Origin of the sequence: Thermomonas sp. (assembly GCF_029945965.1) — a bacterium.
Lineage (GTDB): Bacteria > Pseudomonadota > Gammaproteobacteria > Xanthomonadales > Xanthomonadaceae > Thermomonas.
The window spans coordinates 44,833-62,062 of sequence record NZ_JAQSDO010000012.1; the positions used below are offsets into that span (position 1 = coordinate 44,833).

A 17,230-nucleotide genomic window follows, 5' to 3' on the forward strand; every position below is an offset into this window, starting at 1 on the left:
CACGATGGGCAGCAGCAGAAACCAGGCCGAACGGGTTCTGGTAGTGAAGCTGGGCGCGTTCGGCGACATCGTCCTGGCCGATGGCGCCCTGCGCGATATCCGAGAACATCATTGCGATGCCCATATCACGCTGCTAACCCGCAAGGGATTCGCGCCACTCCTGCAGCGTTGCCCGTGGGTGGACACGGTAGTGGTCGATGACAATGCCCCACGCTGGCGGATCGACCACATGCTGGCATTGCGCCAGCGGCTTCACGCAGGGTATTTCGATGCCGCCTACGACCTGCAGAACTCACCGCGCTCGCGGTTCTATCGGCGTTGGCTGTCGGCAGGTTCAACCACCTGGTCGAGCGAAGCACTGCCGCGTGCCGTCGCATGCAGCGTACCGGCCCGGCATGCCACGCAACTGCGCGCGGCTGGCATCACCCCGCACTGGAGCGAACAGCCAGCGCCAGGCTGGATCGCAACCGATGCAGGCGCCTTGTTGACGCAAGCCGGGGTTGAGCATCCCTTCGTGGTCCTGTTGCCGGGCTCCTCTGCACGCCACCCGCACAAACGCTGGCCGCACTATGCGGGCCTTGCATCGCGTTTGGTACGCGGCGGCCTGATCGTGGCGAGCATTCCGGGCATCGAGGAACCTGGAATCGCGACCGGATTCGACGGTTTCGTGCTGAAGCGTGACGGACAGGTGCTGACCCTGCCTGAACTTGCCGGCGTGTTGCAACGCGCAGCCTGCGTGGTCGGCAACGATAGTGGTCCCACCCATCTCGCCGCCTGCCTGGGCACGCCCACCGTGGCGCTTTTCGAGACCACCAGCCCGGCGCGCATCAGCACCGGGATCGAGTCCCGTGGCGCGGTCTGCCTGGATGCCCCCGTGGTGGCAGGCATCGGCATCGAACACGTGTTTGAAGCCATCCAGTGCCAGCTGGATCGGGCCTAGGCAGATGCCGTTTCCCGGTTTAGCAGGCTGCCGGCATACAGCGCCGCCAGCAGCAGCACTACGCCGCCCCAGAAGGTGGAGTACACCGCCAGGTGGGTATTGAGCGGGAATACCGTCACCGCCAGCGCCAGCATGGCGGGGCGCGCTTGCTCGCGCGCGGCAGGATCAGCGTAACGCCACGCACGCCATGCCATCGCTGCGCCAGCCAGCCAAAGCAGCAGGCCAATCAGCCCGGTTTCGCTAAGCACTTCAAGCACGATTTGGTGCGCATGCAGCGCGGGGCCGGTACCCCAGGCAGCGATTTCGCCCGCATCCTGATCGCAGGACGCGAATGCGTCGCGGAAGCCGCGTGCGCCAACCCCATTGATCGGATGCTCGCGGATCATGCACAGCGCCGCCGACCAGATCCGGCTGCGCCCGGACAATGCATGGTCCACACCCTCGGCATTCCCGGTCAGGGCCGCGGTACTGCGGTCCAGGCGCTCGGCGACCGTTGGCGACAACATCGCGGCGGCAAACAGCAAGGCTGCTCCAAGCGCGAACACCCCCAGCAAACGCTTCCAGCCCAGTAGTCGCCAACCGGACCACAGCAATACCAACGCGTAGGTCAGCCAAGCTGCGCGAGCGCCCGCAAGCAGGATCACCAAGCCGACCATCGACGCTGCCAGCAGCCAGCCGATCCGACCGAAGCGCCGACCAGCCGCATCCAGCGCGAACGGTGACAGGCTGGCCAGCACGATCCCGAGCTTGAGGTTGCACGGACCCAATACGCCGCTGAGCCGGTCCAGCGCAGCCACTTCGGCGGCCGTGCACATGCCATGGCCACTGATCAGCTGCTTGATGTGGTCGATGCTCCAGAACAACGGACTGGTGTTGGTGATGGCTTCCACCAGGCCATCGACGGTCCATACCGCAATGATGATGGCCAACCCGCCGAAGGTGCGGCGGCGCCCGGCCTCGCTGGCGACCGCAGACGCCACGATCCACAGGAATGGCAAGTAACGCAGGTCGACCAGGACCTCGCGCCACGCGCGCGCATGGTCGACTGCATCGACCGCGGAAATCGCCTCCGGCAACCAGTAGGTAATGAACAGCACCGTGGTCAATGCCCACGCCGGCTCGCTGAGCAAGGCGGTGCCACCACGGAAACGGGCCTGGAACAGGCGCACGATGCCGGCCAGCGCGCCAAGCGCCAGGATCGCTTCGGCATAGCCGGGTGCAGGCCACAGTGCGACGAAGGCCAGCACCCACGCCGGCGCCCAGCGCCAGCCGGTTGCAACTTGCGCGTTGCCGGCCTCACTCATCGTTCGCTCAACTCCCGGTATACATCCATCGTGGCTCGCTGCATGGCCTGCAAGGTGTACGGCATCGTAGCCGCAGGCGTTGGTGGATGTGCGAGCAACGCGCGCGCGCGCTGCCTGAGCGCGTCCATGTCGAATGCCACGACCGCTCCCTCGGGCTGCAATTGCGCGAGCAACTCACCGACCCCGCCGTACGCCCACCCAAGTACCGGCCGGCCCACCGCGAGCGCCTCAATGACCGTGCGCCCGAACGCCTCCGGCTTGCGCGACAGCTGCAGCACCAGGTCGGAGGCCGCATAGGCTTCGGCAATTGCATCGGTTGGCGCGGTGATCGCCAGCGCATCCGCGATGCCTGCAGCCTGCGCACGCGCCTGCAGTTCATCGATATAGGCCGCGCGCGCGGGATCCAGCGCACCCGGCATCCACAGCCGCGCATCCATGCCGTCGGCACGCAACGCGCCCAACAGATCCAATGCGTCGGCATGCCCCTTCAGGCGGGTGCCGCGTCCGGGCATGAGCAATAGCGGGCCATTGCCGCCCAATTGCGAATGCTGCATCGACAAGCGCGCGCGCAATGCGCGATCCGGTTCCTGCCCGCTCTCCACGCGCGGAAAGCGGGCGGGATCGATGCCACGTGGAATCACCCGCAGGCGCTGCGGATCGGTGCGCGGGTAGTGCTGCAACAGATATTCGCGCGCCACGTTCGAGACGCAGATCACGCGCTCGCCGCGGGCCATGATCGCGCTGTAACGCGAAGGCGAATTCAATCCGTGCGCGGTAGTGACGAAGCGGGGACGCGGGCCACGCATGCCCTGCAACGCACGCCAGGCCAACCAGGCCGGCAGCCGTGAACGCGCATGCACGATGTCCGCATCGATCTCGGCGAACAGCCGCCGCAAGGCCGGTACATGGCGGAATGTCCACGGCGATTTGCGGCCGATAGCGAGCGCAACGTGCTCCGCACCGATGGCCTGAAGTTGCGGCAGCATGCGCCCGCCATTCGACACCACGATGGCGCGATGACCATTGCTGACCAGGGCTTCAGCGATTTCCAGGGTCGAACGCTCGACGCCACCGGCATCCAGCGCCGGCAACAATTGCACGACAGTCAGGCGGCGCATTGCGTCGCAGCGCAGTCAGTCCACCAGCACGTAAGTCGCGCTGCAATACGGGCACTGGCTCTGCCCGCCTTCGTTCTCGATCGCCAGATATACCCGCGGATGCGAATTCCACAGCGCCATCGAAGGCATCGGGCAGCTCAGCGGCAAGTCGCTGCGGCGCACCTCATAGCATTGCTGGGCATTGGCGGGCGAGCTGGCTGTGTGGGCGGATTCGGCCATGGCGATGCATCGATGCGGGATCGGCGCAGTTTACCAGCCGGGGCCGGCCATCCGACCCCCGTCCATGACTCAGGCCGGCAGGTCGAACAGCAGCATGTCGCTGATACCACCCACACCCTGTACATCAATCACGCCGGTTTCGTCGACAAACCCCAGCGCATCGCCGGCCTGCAACACGCGTTCGCCTAGTTGCACCTCGCCCGTGGCCACATGCAGCCAGTAGCGACGCGCCGGATCCAACGTCGTCGTCACCCCATCATCCGCATGCAGCCGGCTCGCGCGCAGCCAAGCCTGCTGGCGGATCGTCAGCGAGTCCTCGTCGCCATCGGGTGAGGCCAATACTGCCCAGCGTGCGCGGCGCGCGTCTGGATCGAAATGACGCTGCCTATAAGCGGGTTCGGCATTCAGCCGGTCGGGCTGGATCCACAGCTGCAGGAAATGCACCGGCTGCGCAGCGGAGTCGTTGTACTCGCTGTGCTCGATGCCGTGGCCGGCGCTCATCCACTGCACGTCGCCGGCGCGGATCACCCCGGCATTGCCGCTGCTGTCCTTGTGCGCCAGTGCGCCGTCCAGCACCACACTGATGATTTCCATGTTGGCGTGCCGATGCGGCGCGAAGCCGCCACCGGGAGCCACGATGTCGTCGTTGACCACGCGAAGCGGGCCGAAACCCATCCACGCCGGGTCGTGGTAGTGCCCGAACGAAAACGTGTGCCGGCTTTGCAGCCAGCCCAGGTCGACGGAGCCGCGCTCGGCAGCGGGGCGTTCAATGATCATGGCGTCAAAGAATTCGGCAGGCTTCGTCGAAGCCAAGACGCGGCGACCGCGGGAAGATGCTCGTGGGATCGCCAATCCCCAGGTTGACCAGGAAGTTGGACTTGATGGCCGTGCCCGCGAAGAACGCGGCATCCACCTTCGCATTATCAAACCCGGACATCGGTCCGCAGTCCAAGCCCAACGCACGCGCGGCGAGGATCAGATAGGCGCCCTGCAGGCTTCCATTGCGAAACGCCGGGACTTGCCTGTTTTCGCGCGGCCCGTCGAACCACGCCTTGGCATCCACGTGCGGGAATAGCACAGGCAGCTTCTCGTGGAAATCCTCGTCGAAGCCGACAATCACCGTGACCGGCGCAGCCATCGTCTTGTCGTGGTTGCCTGGGTCCAGTGCCGGTTCAAGCAACTGCTTGCCTTCCGGCGTCTTCACGAACACGAAACGCGCCGGGGTCGAGTTGGCTGCAGTCGGGCCAAACTTCAGCAAGTCATAGAGCTGGTGCAGGGTATCGTCGCTGACCTCGCCACCGAAGGCGTTGTAGGTGCGTGCGGTGCGGAACAGCTGGTCAAGCGCGGGATCGGTCAAAACCTTGGACATCACAACCTCGAATATTGGCGGCAACCCACAGTGTAGAGTTCCGCCGATGAAACCGAAGTCACCCCACCGGAACGGATCGGTCTCATCTGTGCAACAACCCGTGCTGCTGCAGAGCGGATCAGGAGGGGCGTCGCCATGACGATGACTTATGCCCTGCACGATGGCCGGGCCGGTAATGCACGGCAAGCGCTGGCACTTGCGCGTGCGTTGGATGTCGATGCCGGCGAATGGCCGCTCGTCCCCGGACAGCTCGCGCGCTGGTTTGCTCCGCGTAAGTGGCCGTTGCTGTCCGCACCTTTCGGCCCCGGGTTCCGTGCAGATTGCGAAGATCCGCCCGAGCTCGCCATCGGCTGCGGTCGCCAGGCGGCATTGGCCACACGCCTGCTGCGTGCGGCTGGCAGCAAAGTAGTGCAGATCCTTGATCCGCGCATCGATCCACGCCATTGGGACGTGGTGGTCGCGCCAGAACACGACGGCCTGCGTGGGGACAATGTGGTCACGATGCTGGGCAGCCTGCATCCGGTCGATGACCTGTGGCTGGCGCAGGCGCGCAGGGAGTTCCAGCCGCTGGAAAAGTTGCCTTCGCCACATACTGCATTGCTGGTCGGTGGCCCGAGCCGGCATGCCGCGCTGGACGATGTCGGATTCCAGTCTTTGTTGCAGATGTTGTCCGAGCTAACGCAAGCCGATGGCGGCAGCTTCAGCGTGATCGCATCGCGACGCACGCCAGCATCATGGCGCGAGGCAATGGGTCGTGTTCCACAAGATCTTCCGGGCATTCGCTGGCGTGACGAACACGACGGCACCAACGCGTATGCAGGATTGCTGGGCCACGCCGACCGCATCGTGTGCACGCCAGATTCGGTCAATATGCTCAGCGAAGCCGCGGCGACGCTTGTGCCTGTGTTCGCATGGAAGCCGCAGGCTGTCATGGGACGACCGCGTCGCTTCCTCGACACATTGCTCGAACGCGGCCGCATTCGCGCGCTCGGTCAGGACACTGCGATGGACACGTTCGATGTCGAGCCGTTGCGCGAAACCGTACGCATCGCCGCAGCGATCCGGCGCCATCTCAACCTGCCAAGCTGATCTGCCGCACTAGCTGTCGAAACGCAGGCCCTGCGCGCGCACCGCATCCGTCACTGCCTGTCGCGCCTCATCGATGGACGCTTGCCGCGGCACGCGGCGTGGGCGCCGATCCAGGGTGCAGCGCAGGCCCGCGTCCAGCAGCGTTGCATGTGCAGCCTGCAACTGCGCATGCACGCTGTCCGAAATGCTGCCTGCGGCAAGTGCGGCATCCAGCAGTGTCGGCGTCGCACGGGATTCAAGCAGTTCGGGATGCGACCCGGCATCGCGCAACACGAGGAACTGCAGCAAGAATTCAAGATCGACCAAGCCGCCCTCACCCTGCTTGAGGTCGAAGATCGCGGCATCACTACGGTCGAGCTCTGCGCGCATCTTGCGACGCATCGACGATACGTCTTCGATCAGCTGCGTCGTATTGCGCGTGCGTCCCAGCACCTCGACACGCACGCCATCAGCCGCAGCGATCAGACCGGGATCGCCGCCGACGCCGCGCACGCGCACCAATGCCTGGTGTTCCCAGGTCCATGCCCGCACGCGCTGGTATTCGGAAAAACTCGCGAGGGTCGACACCAACAGGCCTGTATTGCCATCCGGGCGCAGGCGCATGTCGACTTCGAACAGGCGACCCGCGCCGGTGCCGGTGCCGAGCAGCGAGACCAGTTTCTGGCCCAGACGGGCGAACCAGCGCGGCGCATCCAGCGGACGTGCGCCATCGGACTGTGCACCTTCAGGTGCGTCGTACAGGAATACCAGGTCGAGGTCGGAGCCGAAGCCGAGTTCCTCGCCGCCCACGCTGCCATAGCCGAGCACCGCGAAACGTGCACCGGCAACTTCGCCGTGCGCCGCATGCATTTCCGCCAGTACGAGGCGCAGCACCGATGCCACCACCGCATCGGCCAGCCAGGCCAACCGCGATGCGCATTCCTGCGCCGTGCAACGCTCGTCGAGCAGAGCCAATGCCAGCCGAAAACTCAGCGCATGACGGACTTCGTTCAAGGCGTGCAGGGACGCTTCCACATCCCCATCGCGCAGGGCGGCCCTGCATTCAGCCTGCATCGCTTCGCGATCGGGCAAGTCGCCGGACATGCGCCGGTCGAGCAACTCATCCAGCAACAGCGGATGCGCACCCAGGCGCTCGGCCAGCAATGCGCTGCGCGCCAGTGCATCCACCAGGCGCTGCAGTGCTGGCGTCTGTTCGTCGAGAAGGGCCAAATAACTGGCACGACGCAGGATGGTATTGAGCAATGGCAGCAGGCGTCGCAGCACCGCATCGGGCTGCGCTGAGTTCGATGCCAATTGCAGCAGTGCCGGCAGCACCCGGTCCAGCCGCACCCGCGCGCTGTCCGACAGTTCGCGCACGCCAGGCGACCTGGCGAAATCCGCCAGACTGCGATGCAGCGCTTCGAAAGCGTGATAGCCGGCGATCTGCAATGCGCCAGCATCGGCATCGTCGGGCAGCGCGCGCCAGTACAACGACAGGTCGCTATCACCCTTGACCAGTTCCCGCGGCGCAAGCAAGGCGGCGAACTCGGCCGATACCCGCGACCGCCACGCCACGACATCAACCAGCAATGCCGACCAATCGGCATAGCCAAGTCCGCGGGCGATGCGCTCGCGTTGCAGCGCGTCTTCCGGCAATGCATGCGTCTGCGCATCAGCGAGCATCTGCAGGCGGTTCTCGAGCATGCGCAGGAAGCGATAGGCCTGGGTGAGTTCTTCGCTGGTCGCGGCGTCCATGTACTCCAGTTCAACCAGCGCCTCCAGCACCGGCAACAGACTGCGCTGGCGCAATGCGGCCTCGCGACCGCCGTGGATCAGCTGCAACGCCTGCGCGAGGAATTCGATCTCGCGGATGCCGCCCGGCCCGCGCTTGATGTCGCCGGCCAGTTCCTTGCGCGCGACTTCGGTGGCGATCGCCGCCTTCATCGTGCGCAGGCCATCGAGCGCGCCGAAATCCAGGTAACGCCGGTATACAAACGGACGCAGGCTGCGCAGCAGTTGCTCGCCAGCCTCGATGTCGCCGGCCACTGGCCGCGCTTTCTGCCAGGCATAGCGTTCCCAGTCACGACCCTCACGCTGGAAATACTGCTCCATCCCCGCGAACGACAGCGCTACCCGGCCGGCATTGCCGAACGGACGCAGGCGCAGGTCGACGCGATGGCAGAAGCCTTCGGCAGTGACTTGGTCAAGCAACTTCGCCAGCTGCTGGCCGAGCCGCGCGAAATAATCCGAAGCGGCCAGCGCGCGCGCGCCATCGGATTCGCCATCGAGCTCGTAGGCATAGACCAGATCGACATCGGAACTGAAATTCAACTCGCCGCCGCCGAGCTTGCCAAGGCCGAACACGATCAGACGCTGCACCGATCCATCGGCCGCGCGCACCACGCCGGAACGCTGCGCGAAATCGGCTTCCAACGCGTCCAGCCCGATCCGCAGGCAGGTCTCGGCGAGCTCTGTGCTGCCAGTCAGGATCGTTCCAACCGGATCGCCAACGATGACATCACGCCACACCAGGCGGGTGGATTCCGCATGCCGGTAGCGGCGCAGCAGGCGCGGCCACTCGGCCCGATTGTCCGGCGTGAGCTCTGGTGGTTCGATCGATGCCGCGCCGTCATCGGCCTGCAGTCGTTCGACCAGCGCAGGCTGGCTGGCCAGGGTTGCTAGCGCGAAATCACTGGCCAGCGCCAGCGCGCGCAACTGGCGCATGAAATCAGCGTCCGCCCGCCACGCGGCATCCGCGGGCAACTGCGCCAGCCTGCGTTCGACAAGGGATTCAAGCGCGTCCATGCCGCCGATTGTTGCACTACCTCAAAGCTATCCGTTGTGGCATCGCGATACGCTCGCTATCGTGCGCCACATGAGCGAACTGCAAGACTTGGTGGCGCTGATCCGCGCCGACACCCCGTTACTGGTCATCGAGACACCCGACGAAGCGCGGGTAATCGAGCTGTTCCGGCTGACCCTGATGCATGCCTGGCGGGCGCTGTACCGCTGGTCGATCACCGAGGGCCTGCGGCGGATGGACTTCGACCGCGAGGACGAGAGCGAGGTCGCGCCCGACTTGAGCGCCACGCTGGAAGAAATCCGCCAGGCCAGCCAGCGCGGCACGTACCTGCTGCTGGATGCGCATCCATACCTGGGGTATGCCAGTTCGCAGCGGCTGCTGCGCGACATCATCCAGCGCCGCGGCAGCCAGCCGCATGTGTTGGTGCTGATCGGCACCAAGGTGGTCGTGCCGGAAGCGCTGGAACCCTTTGCGGTGCGCTTCAACCTGCGCCTGCCGGATGCCAATGCGCTGCTCAAGCTGGTCCAGGACGAGGCCCGCGCCTATACCACCGAAAATGGCGGTCGCCGGGTCGAGGCCGACGCCGCTGCGGTCAAGCAGATCGTGCGCAACCTGCAGGGCATGAGCCTGACCGATGCCCGCCGTATTGCCCGGCATTTGATCTATCGCGATGGCGTACTGGGCGCCGACGACCTTCCGGAACTGGCGCGGCTGAAGTTCGAGATGCTCAACCGCAGCGGGCACCTGCATTACGAATATGACACCGCTCGATTCTCTGACGTGGGTGGCGCGGCCCGGCTCAAGCGCTGGATCGAGCAACGCCGCGACGCCTTCGTGCTGGATCCGCCACCTGCCGGCCTGGAACCACCGAAGGGCGTGCTGCTGCTGGGCGTGCAGGGCTGCGGCAAGTCGCTGCTGGCCAAGGCGGTGGCCGGAGGCTTCGGGGTGCCGCTGGTACGGCTGGATTTCGGCACCCTGTACGACAAATACCACGGCGAAACCGAACGCAACCTGCGTGACGCACTAGCGTCGACCGAGCAGCTGGCGCCGTGCGTATTGTGGATCGACGAGATCGAGAAAGGACTCGCTCCCAGTAGCGGCGAGGGCGACGGCGGCCTGTCGCGGCGGGTGCTGGGCTACCTGCTGACCTGGATGGCCGAGCGCAAATCACACGTGTTCCTGGTTGCCACCGCCAACCAGGTGCACGACCTGCCGCCGGAACTCCTGCGCAAGGGTCGCTTCGACGAGATTTTCTTTGTCGACCTGCCTGATCCGGCCACGCGCGCGGAGATCTTCGCGCTGCACCTGGATCGCAGGAAACTACCGCGCGAGGACATCGACCTGTCGGCATTGGCCGCGGCAGCGGACGGTTTTTCCGGCGCGGAGATCGAACAGGTCATCGTCAGCGCACTGTATGCCACCCATGCCGCACGCACCGGCATCGACACCCACGCCCTGATCCAGTCCATACGCGACACCCGTCCGTTGTCGGTGTTGATGGCCGAACAGGTGCAGGCACTGCGCACTTGGGCGCAGTCACGCACGGTACCGGCCGGCTGAGAACATGCGTTGCACAAACAAACCATTCGCCCATTAAAAAGCCCGCACCGGTTTTCACCGGTAGCGGGCCTGCTCCCTCCCCCACGTCGGGACGCGGGGCAACTGTGAAGGAACCGTTATGGTGATTGCACGCTGCACTGCAAAAGTGCACTCCGCAGTCCACTAATCATGACCTGGCGAATGCGTCGGCGACGCCTCAATCCGGACGTGGCCCCTTGCGCAGGTCCTTGAGGATTTCGCGTGCAGCATTGCGCCCCGGCAGCCCGGTCACGCCACCGCCCGGATGCGTACCGGAACCACACAGGTAGAGCTGCTTGAATGCGCCGCGATAATTGCCTTGGCCGAGCAAGGGACGTGCACTGAACATCTGATCGAGACCGAGTGCGCCATGGAAGATGTCGCCGCCGACCAGGCCGATGCGACGTTCCAGATCCAACGGTGATAGCGCTTCATAACCCAGCACGCTGCTCGCGAAGTTCGGCGCATACGCATCGACGGTATCGATCATGAGTTTGGCCACGGTGTCGCGATGCGCATCCCAGCCGCCGTCGCCGCCTTTATCAGGCATGTCGGGATTCACCTGCTGGCAGAACATGCTGGCGACGTGCTGGCCGGGCGGTGCGAGGGTGTCATCCAGCGTCGAGGAAATCACCAGTTCGACAATGGGCTGGCGCGCCCATCCGGCGTTGTGTTCCTTCGATTTGGCATCGAAGTAGGCCTGCTCGAAATAGTGCAGCGATGGGCCGATCAGGATGCCGCTCTGGTGGTGCGGCTGCTGTTGGGTGCCGGGCATCGCGGTGAAGTCCGGCAGCTCGGAAAGCGCCACGTTCATGCGGAAGGTGCCGGAGCCACAGCGGTAGCGTTCGATCCGCTGCGCGGTGTCTTCGTCCAATTGCGAACGCTCGACAAGCTTGGTGTACAGCAGTTTCGGATTGAGGTTGCTGGCGATGGTGGCGGCGCGCAGTTCGCGACCATCGGTCAGCGCCACACCCACAGCTTTGTTGCCTTCGACGATGAGCTTTGTGACTTCGGCATCGGTCTCGATCACCACGCCACGCGCCTCGCATTCCTTGCGCATGGCTTGGGTGATCGCACCCATGCCGCCAATCGCGTGGCCCCACGCGCCGGCCTTGCCGTTGACCTCGCCAAACACGTGATGCAGCAGCACGTACGCACTGCCCGGCGTATACGGACTCGCGAAATTGCCGACCACCGAATCCCAACCCAGCGCGGCCTTCAGCGGTTCGCCCTCGAACCAACTGTCGAGCAGCTCGCCGGCGGACTTGGTGAACAGATCCAGCAGGTCGCGGCGCCCACGCATGTCCAGCGATTTCACCTGCTTCGCTGCCGACGCCGACGCGATCCAGTCGGCCAGCACGAAGCGGTCGCTGATGTTCGGCGGCGTGCGCTGGATGAGTTCTCGCAGCACCACCACGATGCGATCAAGCATCGCGTAGTACTCGGGTAGCCGCTGCGCATCGCGCGACGACCACTTCGCCACTTCGGATTGCGTGTGTTCACCGCCGAGACGGAAGCTACGCCCGTCCGGCAGCGGCAGGAAGTTGGCATACGATCGCTCGACCACGCGCAGGCCGTGCTCAGCCAGGCGCAGGTCAGCGATCACCTTCGGGTTGAGCAGGCTGACCGTGTAGCTGGCCAATGAGTTTCTGAAACCGGGATGGAACTCCTCGGTCACCGCCGCGCCACCGACGATGTGGCGCCGTTCCAGCACCCGCACCTTCAGGCCCGCGCCAGCCAGGTAAGCTGCGCAGACCAGGCCGTTGTGGCCACCGCCAATAATCAGGACGTCGTCGTGCTGGGACATTGTCGGGGTCGCGAAGGCAAACCCCGATGATCCATGCGTTGCCGGCAAAACGGAAGCGGCGGGCATCGGATTTATCGTGCTCGCCAAGGCTGTGGTACGCCATGGCCAAGCCGATGTCGGCGATGTAATCGGCTGGTGTCGCACTTCAGCCCCTCGCACGGAACTTCGAATTCCCGAACAAGGCCGATACCCGAAGGAACCTCAGCGCCAGCCCAATGACGTCCGCTCGCGGAACCCACCGGCGCGTCGAACATCGGCAGAAGCATGCTCGACACCCGCGCGACCAGATACACGGCGGCCATTCGAAGCACATTCCGGCACTGCGTTTCGGCGCACATGAACATGCGGGATGCCAGCCCAGCTGGTTGATGCCTAGACTACATGGGAGCGATTTCGCGGACGCCTAGCCTCGCCTATTCCAGCAAGTCCCACACTTCCGTGGAAACGGCAGGCAACGTCTCCAGCCCCGGCTTCGCAAACAGATAGCCCTGGAACAGGTTGACCCCCATGTCGCGCAGCACCCGATACTCCGCTGCGGTCTCCACGCCTTCGCCCAGCACCTCGCACCCCAGCTGGTGGCAGGTCGCCACGATGCCACTGGTGATCGCGCGGCGCACCGGATCCTGGTCGATATTGCGGATCAAGGCCATGTCGAGCTTGACAATGTCCGGCTGGAATTCGGCAAGCAGGTTGAGGCCTGCATAGCCGGCACCAAAATCGTCGATCGCGGTGAGGAAACCGCGACCCTGATAATCTTTGATGATGCGCACGACCCTGGGAATATCGGTGATGCGCTCGGACTCGGTCACTTCGAAGATCAGCATGCGTGCATCGAAATTGCAGCGTTCCGCCGCTGCCAGGGTGAGGCGGATGCAGGTCGCGGGCTCGTACACGGCGTTCGGCGCGAAGTTGATCGACAGCCGTGCCTGCATGCCCAGGGCGGCTGCAGTGGAGATGGCTTTTACCCGGCAGGTCTGGTCGAAACGGTACAACTGCTCCGGTCGCACTCGCGCGATGACCGCGCCTGCGCCTTCGCCATTGCTGCCTCGCACCAGCGCCTCGTAGGCGTACACGGTGCGCGTACTGGCGTCCACGATAGGCTGGAACGCCATGCGGACCTCGAAGTCCAGCAGCTTGTCCCCAGCGCAGTTCCCGCAAGGGTGGGGGTTGTTCACTTCGCCAAAAAACTGTTTCAGGAACATGCGTCGAGCCTCACTTGCGGCTAGCGGTTTTTGTAGCACAGATTCAAATTGCCAATCTGTCGTTGCAACAATATCGCCGGACAGTCTTTCAGTGACCGGTTTATGCCTTGTCGGTCTTGATGCGCCGGCCTGTGGTCGCCGCAATCTGTTCAGCGTTAGCCTGGGGGCCTGGCTTGAGCCTGTCCGTGATGGACTTGCGAGTGTGGGAGCTTTACTTATAGCCCAGCTTATCGAGCAGAAGATTGACCTGTTCGACCGGCATCGGGCGGTGCAACAGGTAGCCCTGGAGGCTTTCACAACCCAGCGACAGCAGCAGATCGCGCTGGGCGTTCGTTTCCACGCCCTCGGCTACCACGCCCATGCCGAGGTTACGGGCCAGCGCGATGATGGTGCGGATGATCGCTGCGTCTTCCCGCCCAGGCAGCGACGACTGGAGCCCGATCTCGCGGACGAATGCCTGATCGATCTTGAGCGTGGTGACCGGAAGCTTGTGCAAGTAGCTCAAGCTCGAGTAGCCAGTGCCGAAATCATCAATTGCGATGCCAACGCCCAGATCGCGTAGCTCGAACAGGTTGGCAGAAGTTTCGCTGAGACTGTGAAGCAGCAAGCTCTCGGTGATCTCCAGCTCAAGCGCCTCAGGTGCCAGCTGGGTGTCGTGCAAGGCGCGGCGCACGGTGTCGACCCAATCGGCGCGCTTGAACTGGATCGCCGACACATTCACCGCGACGCGAAGCGTCGGATGCCCGGCTTGACGCCAGGCGACCATCTGGGCGCAGGCCGTGCGCAGCGCCCATTCGCCAAGCTGGACGATCATCCCGCTGGCTTCAGCCAGCGGGATGAACCGGGCCGGCGACACCGTGCCAAGGGTCGGATGCTGCCAGCGCATCAGCGCCTCGAAGCCCTGGATCTCACCGTCCGCACCGCATTGCGGCTGGTAATACAGGCTCAGCTGTCCCAATCGCAAGGCGTGGCGGAGTTGGCCGTCCATGCTCATGCGTTCCTTCGCCAAGGTATTCATCTCTGCGGAGAACCACTGAAAATTGTCCCGACCTGTTTCCTTGGCGCGATACATCGCCGCGTCGGCATTGGCTATCAGGGTGTCGCTTTCGAGCCCGTCATCGGGATAAATACTGATGCCAAGAGAGAGGGTGACGAACAGCTCATGCTGATCCACATGAAACGGGGCACGCATTGCCTCGATGAGCTTGGTCGCCACGCGCATGGCGTCCTGCGGATCGTTCAGTTCGCTCAACACCACCGTGAACTCGTCGCCCCCCAGCCGCGCCAGGGTGTCAGTCTTGCGAATGCAGGCTTGTAGTCGGCTTGCAGCCAGACAGAGCAGTGCATCGCCCGACGAATGGCCCAGCATGTCGTTGATGCTCTTGAAGCGATCCAGGTCCATGTACAGCACCGCCACCTGCAGCTTCTTGCGCTCGGCCTGGGCCAGCGCCTGGTTCAGGCGATCCTGGAACAACAGCCGGTTCGGCAACCCGGTCAATGCATCGTGCTGGGCCTGATGCGACAGCTGATCGGTGAGCGTCCGGTGCTCGATCGCCACGGCGGCCAGCCGGGTCGCCATGCCCATGAACTCCAGATCACGCGCACTGGGCCGGGATGGCTGGTCGCGGTAGACCGCGACCGAGCCCAGCACATCGCCACGGTTGGATGGTGGAATGGGCACCGACCAGCAAGCGCGCAGTCCGTGCGGCAACGCCAGTTCACGATACTCATCCCAGAGGGGATCGGTGGCGATATCCTCGACGATGACCACCTCGCCCCGATATATCGCGGTGCCGCAAGATCCTACCGCCGGTCCAATCGGCAGGCCATCCAGCTTCTCCGAATAGGCCTGCGGCAAGTGCCGCGCGGCTCCCGTCCACAGCCGGCCGTCCTTCAACAAAAGCACTGAGCTGCGGGATCCGGGAATCTGTACCTCCAGCATGCCCGAGATGCGCAAGAGGATGTCCGGCAGGGGCTGGTTCTGCACCACCTGCTCCAGGATCAGGCTGCGATCTTGCTCCAGCTGTTCCTCCTGCTTGCGGGCGGTGATGTCCAGGGAGGCACCTGCCAAGCCGGTCACCCGGCCCTGGTCGTCCACCAGGACTTCGATCTGGTCGAAAATGGTGCGAACCTCGCCATCTTCACGGACGAACCGGGTTTCGTGGCTGAAGGGTTTGCGGTCCCGCAGGGCCTGCGCCATCAGCGCTTCCACTGCAGGGCGATCTTCGGGCACGAGCCGGCTCAGGAAGTCCTCGTAGGTGGGCTGGTGATATGCCGGCGACACGCCACAAATGCGGCACAACTCGTCGGACCAGCTCAATATCCCAGTGGCCAAATTCCAGGTCCAGCTACCCAGGTGAGCGCGGCGCTGCGCTTCCTCCAGCCTCGATTCGCTCAGCTGAAGCGCCTGCTCCGCATGCTTGCGCTCGGTGAAATCGATCAGGGTTCCCTGTATCACCTCGGGCTGGCCCGGGTCATCCAGGATCAGGTTGACCGTCACCATCCCCCACAGTTCCGCGCCATCCGCGCGGCGCAGGCGGACCACCGAATTGTCCAGCGAGCCATACTTGCGCAGGTGCGCCAGATAGCGTTCGCGGTCCCCCTCTTCGAAATATAAGGTCTTGGTATTGACGCCGATGACCTCATCCCTGGATTCGTAGCCGAGCATCCGCGCGAATGCGTCGTTGCACTCCAGCAGCCGGCCATCGGGCAGGCTGCGGAACACCCCGGCCAGGTTGTGCTCGAACAGCAGCCGGAAACGTTTCTCCGACGCGAGCAGGGCGTCGGCCGCCTGCTTGCGTTCGATCGCCGCGGCCACCTGGCTGGACACGAACTCGAGCAGGGCCTTGTCCTGTTCCACATAACGGACATCGCCGGTGTAACTCTGCACGACCAACGCGCCGATCGTGTGTGATTGCGACTTCAGCGGTACACCGAGCCAATCCATCGAGTCGGTGCCCACCAGCTTAAATTGCTCGTGGACGCCTTCTCGCACCGTTTCCGGGGTGAACAGCAACGCCTCCCCGGTCATGATCACCCGCCCCGAAAGGGTGCCGTCCTCGAGCTTGCGCGGTTCCGGGGCGACGTCATGCTCATCCACGAAGTAAGGGAAGCTCAGCTCATCCCGGGCTTGGTCGTACAGGGCAACGAAGAAATTCCGGGCCGGCAACAACTCGCCGATGACCTGGTGGACGCGGCCGAACATTTCGACCAGCGTCGTGGTGGAATGGGCGGCCTCGGAAATCTGGTGCAACGCGGCTTGGGTCTTCTGGTCCTGCTTTTGCTGGGTGATGTCGCGCAAGGTGCAAATGACCAGTTGCCGTTCGCCCATCACGATCGGGGTGAGCAGGACCTCGACCGGAAAGTCCGCGCGGTGCTCGCTGCATTGGATCCATTCGAAGCGGTGGCTGCCATCGCGCATGGCAGTGGCAATCATCTCGTCGGCTTTGTCCGACGAGAGCCTGCCATCGGGCTGGAATTGCGGCGAAAATCGCGCCGGGTGTTGTGCCAGCATCTCGCTCTTGTCCGCGCAACCCAGCATGTCCACCGCCGCCTGGTTACAGTCGGTGAACTGGCCTGTCCCCACGTCCAACACCGTCAGCGCGGCGGCGGTATGCTCGAACATCATGCGGAAACGGGTTTCACCAAGCGCCATCTGGTACTCCGTGGTAACTACCAAGGTGCCCTGCAGCCCGCAATTGGAACTGTGCCAACGTTACCATGTGGCTGCGTTGAATCTGTGCTGCGGACTTCCAGTCACAGCGCCCGCTACCCCATAAGCACCTGCGGAACCGCATGCGTCTGGCATTGACGCCAACATAG

12 protein-coding genes are annotated in these 17,230 nt (G+C 64.3%); 3 read left to right on the forward strand and 9 right to left on the reverse strand.

All coding sequences use genetic code 11. The features are described from left to right. Positions 1-4: 4 nt before the first annotated feature. Positions 5-940 carry a glycosyltransferase family 9 protein gene (locus PSV05_RS05305; protein WP_300062576.1) on the forward strand — a complete coding sequence of 312 codons (936 nt, stop codon included), beginning with the start codon at positions 5-7 and terminating at the stop codon, positions 938-940. Here the strand turns inward: PSV05_RS05305 and PSV05_RS05310 are convergent. The 5 genes from PSV05_RS05310 to PSV05_RS05330 all read right to left on the reverse strand — a co-directional run bounded on the left by PSV05_RS05310 (position 937) and on the right by PSV05_RS05330 (position 4,950). Then, entirely contained in the window at positions 937-2,244 is a 1,308-nt protein-coding gene (locus PSV05_RS05310; RefSeq protein WP_300062578.1) for an O-antigen ligase, read from the reverse strand. The genes PSV05_RS05305 and PSV05_RS05310 overlap by 4 nt on opposite strands. Then, positions 2,241-3,362 (reverse strand): glycosyltransferase family 4 protein, encoded by a 1,122-nt coding sequence (locus PSV05_RS05315; protein ID WP_300062580.1) that lies wholly within the window; start codon positions 3,360-3,362, stop codon positions 2,241-2,243. The genes PSV05_RS05310 and PSV05_RS05315 overlap by 4 nt, the downstream gene beginning before the upstream one ends. A gap of 15 nt (positions 3,363-3,377) precedes the next feature. Continuing rightward, complete coding sequence (locus tag PSV05_RS05320; protein WP_300062583.1) at positions 3,378-3,581, reverse strand: zinc-finger domain-containing protein; 204 nt, start codon at positions 3,579-3,581, stop codon at positions 3,378-3,380. 69 nt (positions 3,582-3,650) lie between these two features. Continuing rightward, on the reverse strand, positions 3,651-4,358 hold the full coding sequence (locus PSV05_RS05325) for a pirin family protein (protein WP_300062586.1): 708 nt from the start codon (positions 4,356-4,358) through the stop codon (positions 3,651-3,653). Between the two features lie 4 nt (positions 4,359-4,362). After that, complete coding sequence (locus PSV05_RS05330) at positions 4,363-4,950, reverse strand: malonic semialdehyde reductase (RefSeq protein ID WP_300062589.1); 588 nt, start codon at positions 4,948-4,950, stop codon at positions 4,363-4,365. Between the two features lie 135 nt (positions 4,951-5,085). Between PSV05_RS05330 and PSV05_RS05335 the strand changes: the two genes are divergently transcribed. Next, positions 5,086-6,039 carry a mitochondrial fission ELM1 family protein gene (locus tag PSV05_RS05335; RefSeq protein ID WP_300062592.1) on the forward strand — a complete coding sequence of 318 codons (954 nt, stop codon included), beginning with the start codon at positions 5,086-5,088 and terminating at the stop codon, positions 6,037-6,039. A gap of 9 nt (positions 6,040-6,048) precedes the next feature. On the opposite strand, the gene glnE is transcribed toward PSV05_RS05335, so the two are convergent. Then, positions 6,049-8,823 (reverse strand): bifunctional [glutamate--ammonia ligase]-adenylyl-L-tyrosine phosphorylase/[glutamate--ammonia-ligase] adenylyltransferase, encoded by a 2,775-nt coding sequence (gene glnE, locus PSV05_RS05340; RefSeq protein WP_300062595.1) that lies wholly within the window; start codon positions 8,821-8,823, stop codon positions 6,049-6,051. 70 nt (positions 8,824-8,893) lie between these two features. Here glnE and PSV05_RS05345 point away from each other — a divergent pair, with 70 nt between their 5' ends. Further along, complete coding sequence (locus PSV05_RS05345; protein WP_300062598.1) at positions 8,894-10,381, forward strand: AAA family ATPase; 1,488 nt, start codon at positions 8,894-8,896, stop codon at positions 10,379-10,381. A gap of 196 nt (positions 10,382-10,577) precedes the next feature. Here PSV05_RS05345 and PSV05_RS05350 read toward each other — a convergent pair whose 3' ends face one another. The 3 genes from PSV05_RS05350 to PSV05_RS05360 all read right to left on the reverse strand — a co-directional run bounded on the left by PSV05_RS05350 (position 10,578) and on the right by PSV05_RS05360 (position 17,063). Then, positions 10,578-12,206 (reverse strand): NAD(P)/FAD-dependent oxidoreductase, encoded by a 1,629-nt coding sequence (locus tag PSV05_RS05350; protein ID WP_300062600.1) that lies wholly within the window; start codon positions 12,204-12,206, stop codon positions 10,578-10,580. Between the two features lie 413 nt (positions 12,207-12,619). Then, positions 12,620-13,318, reverse strand: coding sequence for an EAL domain-containing protein (locus tag PSV05_RS05355; RefSeq protein ID WP_300063147.1), 699 nt, complete (start codon positions 13,316-13,318; stop codon positions 12,620-12,622). Positions 13,319-13,619: 301 nt separating this feature from the next. Beyond that, positions 13,620-17,063 carry an EAL domain-containing protein gene (locus PSV05_RS05360; RefSeq protein ID WP_300062603.1) on the reverse strand — a complete coding sequence of 1,148 codons (3,444 nt, stop codon included), beginning with the start codon at positions 17,061-17,063 and terminating at the stop codon, positions 13,620-13,622. Between the last annotated feature and the right edge of the window lie 167 nt (positions 17,064-17,230).

What these genes read in the sequence shown, in the direction of transcription:
- PSV05_RS05305 (WP_300062576.1), top strand. Translation starts at nt 5, where the DNA reads ATGGGCAGCAGCAGAAACCAGGCCGAACGGGTTCTGGTAGTGAAGCTG.
- PSV05_RS05310 (WP_300062578.1), bottom strand. Translation starts at nt 2,244, where the DNA reads ATGAGTGAGGCCGGCAACGCGCAAGTTGCAACCGGCTGGCGCTGGGCG.
- PSV05_RS05315 (WP_300062580.1), bottom strand. Translation starts at nt 3,362, where the DNA reads ATGCGCCGCCTGACTGTCGTGCAATTGTTGCCGGCGCTGGATGCCGGT.
- PSV05_RS05320 (WP_300062583.1), bottom strand. Translation starts at nt 3,581, where the DNA reads ATGGCCGAATCCGCCCACACAGCCAGCTCGCCCGCCAATGCCCAGCAA.
- PSV05_RS05325 (WP_300062586.1), bottom strand. Translation starts at nt 4,358, where the DNA reads ATGATCATTGAACGCCCCGCTGCCGAGCGCGGCTCCGTCGACCTGGGC.
- PSV05_RS05330 (WP_300062589.1), bottom strand. Translation starts at nt 4,950, where the DNA reads ATGTCCAAGGTTTTGACCGATCCCGCGCTTGACCAGCTGTTCCGCACC.
- PSV05_RS05335 (WP_300062592.1), top strand. Translation starts at nt 5,086, where the DNA reads ATGACGATGACTTATGCCCTGCACGATGGCCGGGCCGGTAATGCACGG.
- glnE (WP_300062595.1), bottom strand. Translation starts at nt 8,823, where the DNA reads ATGGACGCGCTTGAATCCCTTGTCGAACGCAGGCTGGCGCAGTTGCCC.
- PSV05_RS05345 (WP_300062598.1), top strand. Translation starts at nt 8,894, where the DNA reads ATGAGCGAACTGCAAGACTTGGTGGCGCTGATCCGCGCCGACACCCCG.
- PSV05_RS05350 (WP_300062600.1), bottom strand. Translation starts at nt 12,206, where the DNA reads ATGTCCCAGCACGACGACGTCCTGATTATTGGCGGTGGCCACAACGGC.
- PSV05_RS05355 (WP_300063147.1), bottom strand. Translation starts at nt 13,318, where the DNA reads ATGGCGTTCCAGCCTATCGTGGACGCCAGTACGCGCACCGTGTACGCC.
- PSV05_RS05360 (WP_300062603.1), bottom strand. Translation starts at nt 17,063, where the DNA reads ATGGCGCTTGGTGAAACCCGTTTCCGCATGATGTTCGAGCATACCGCC.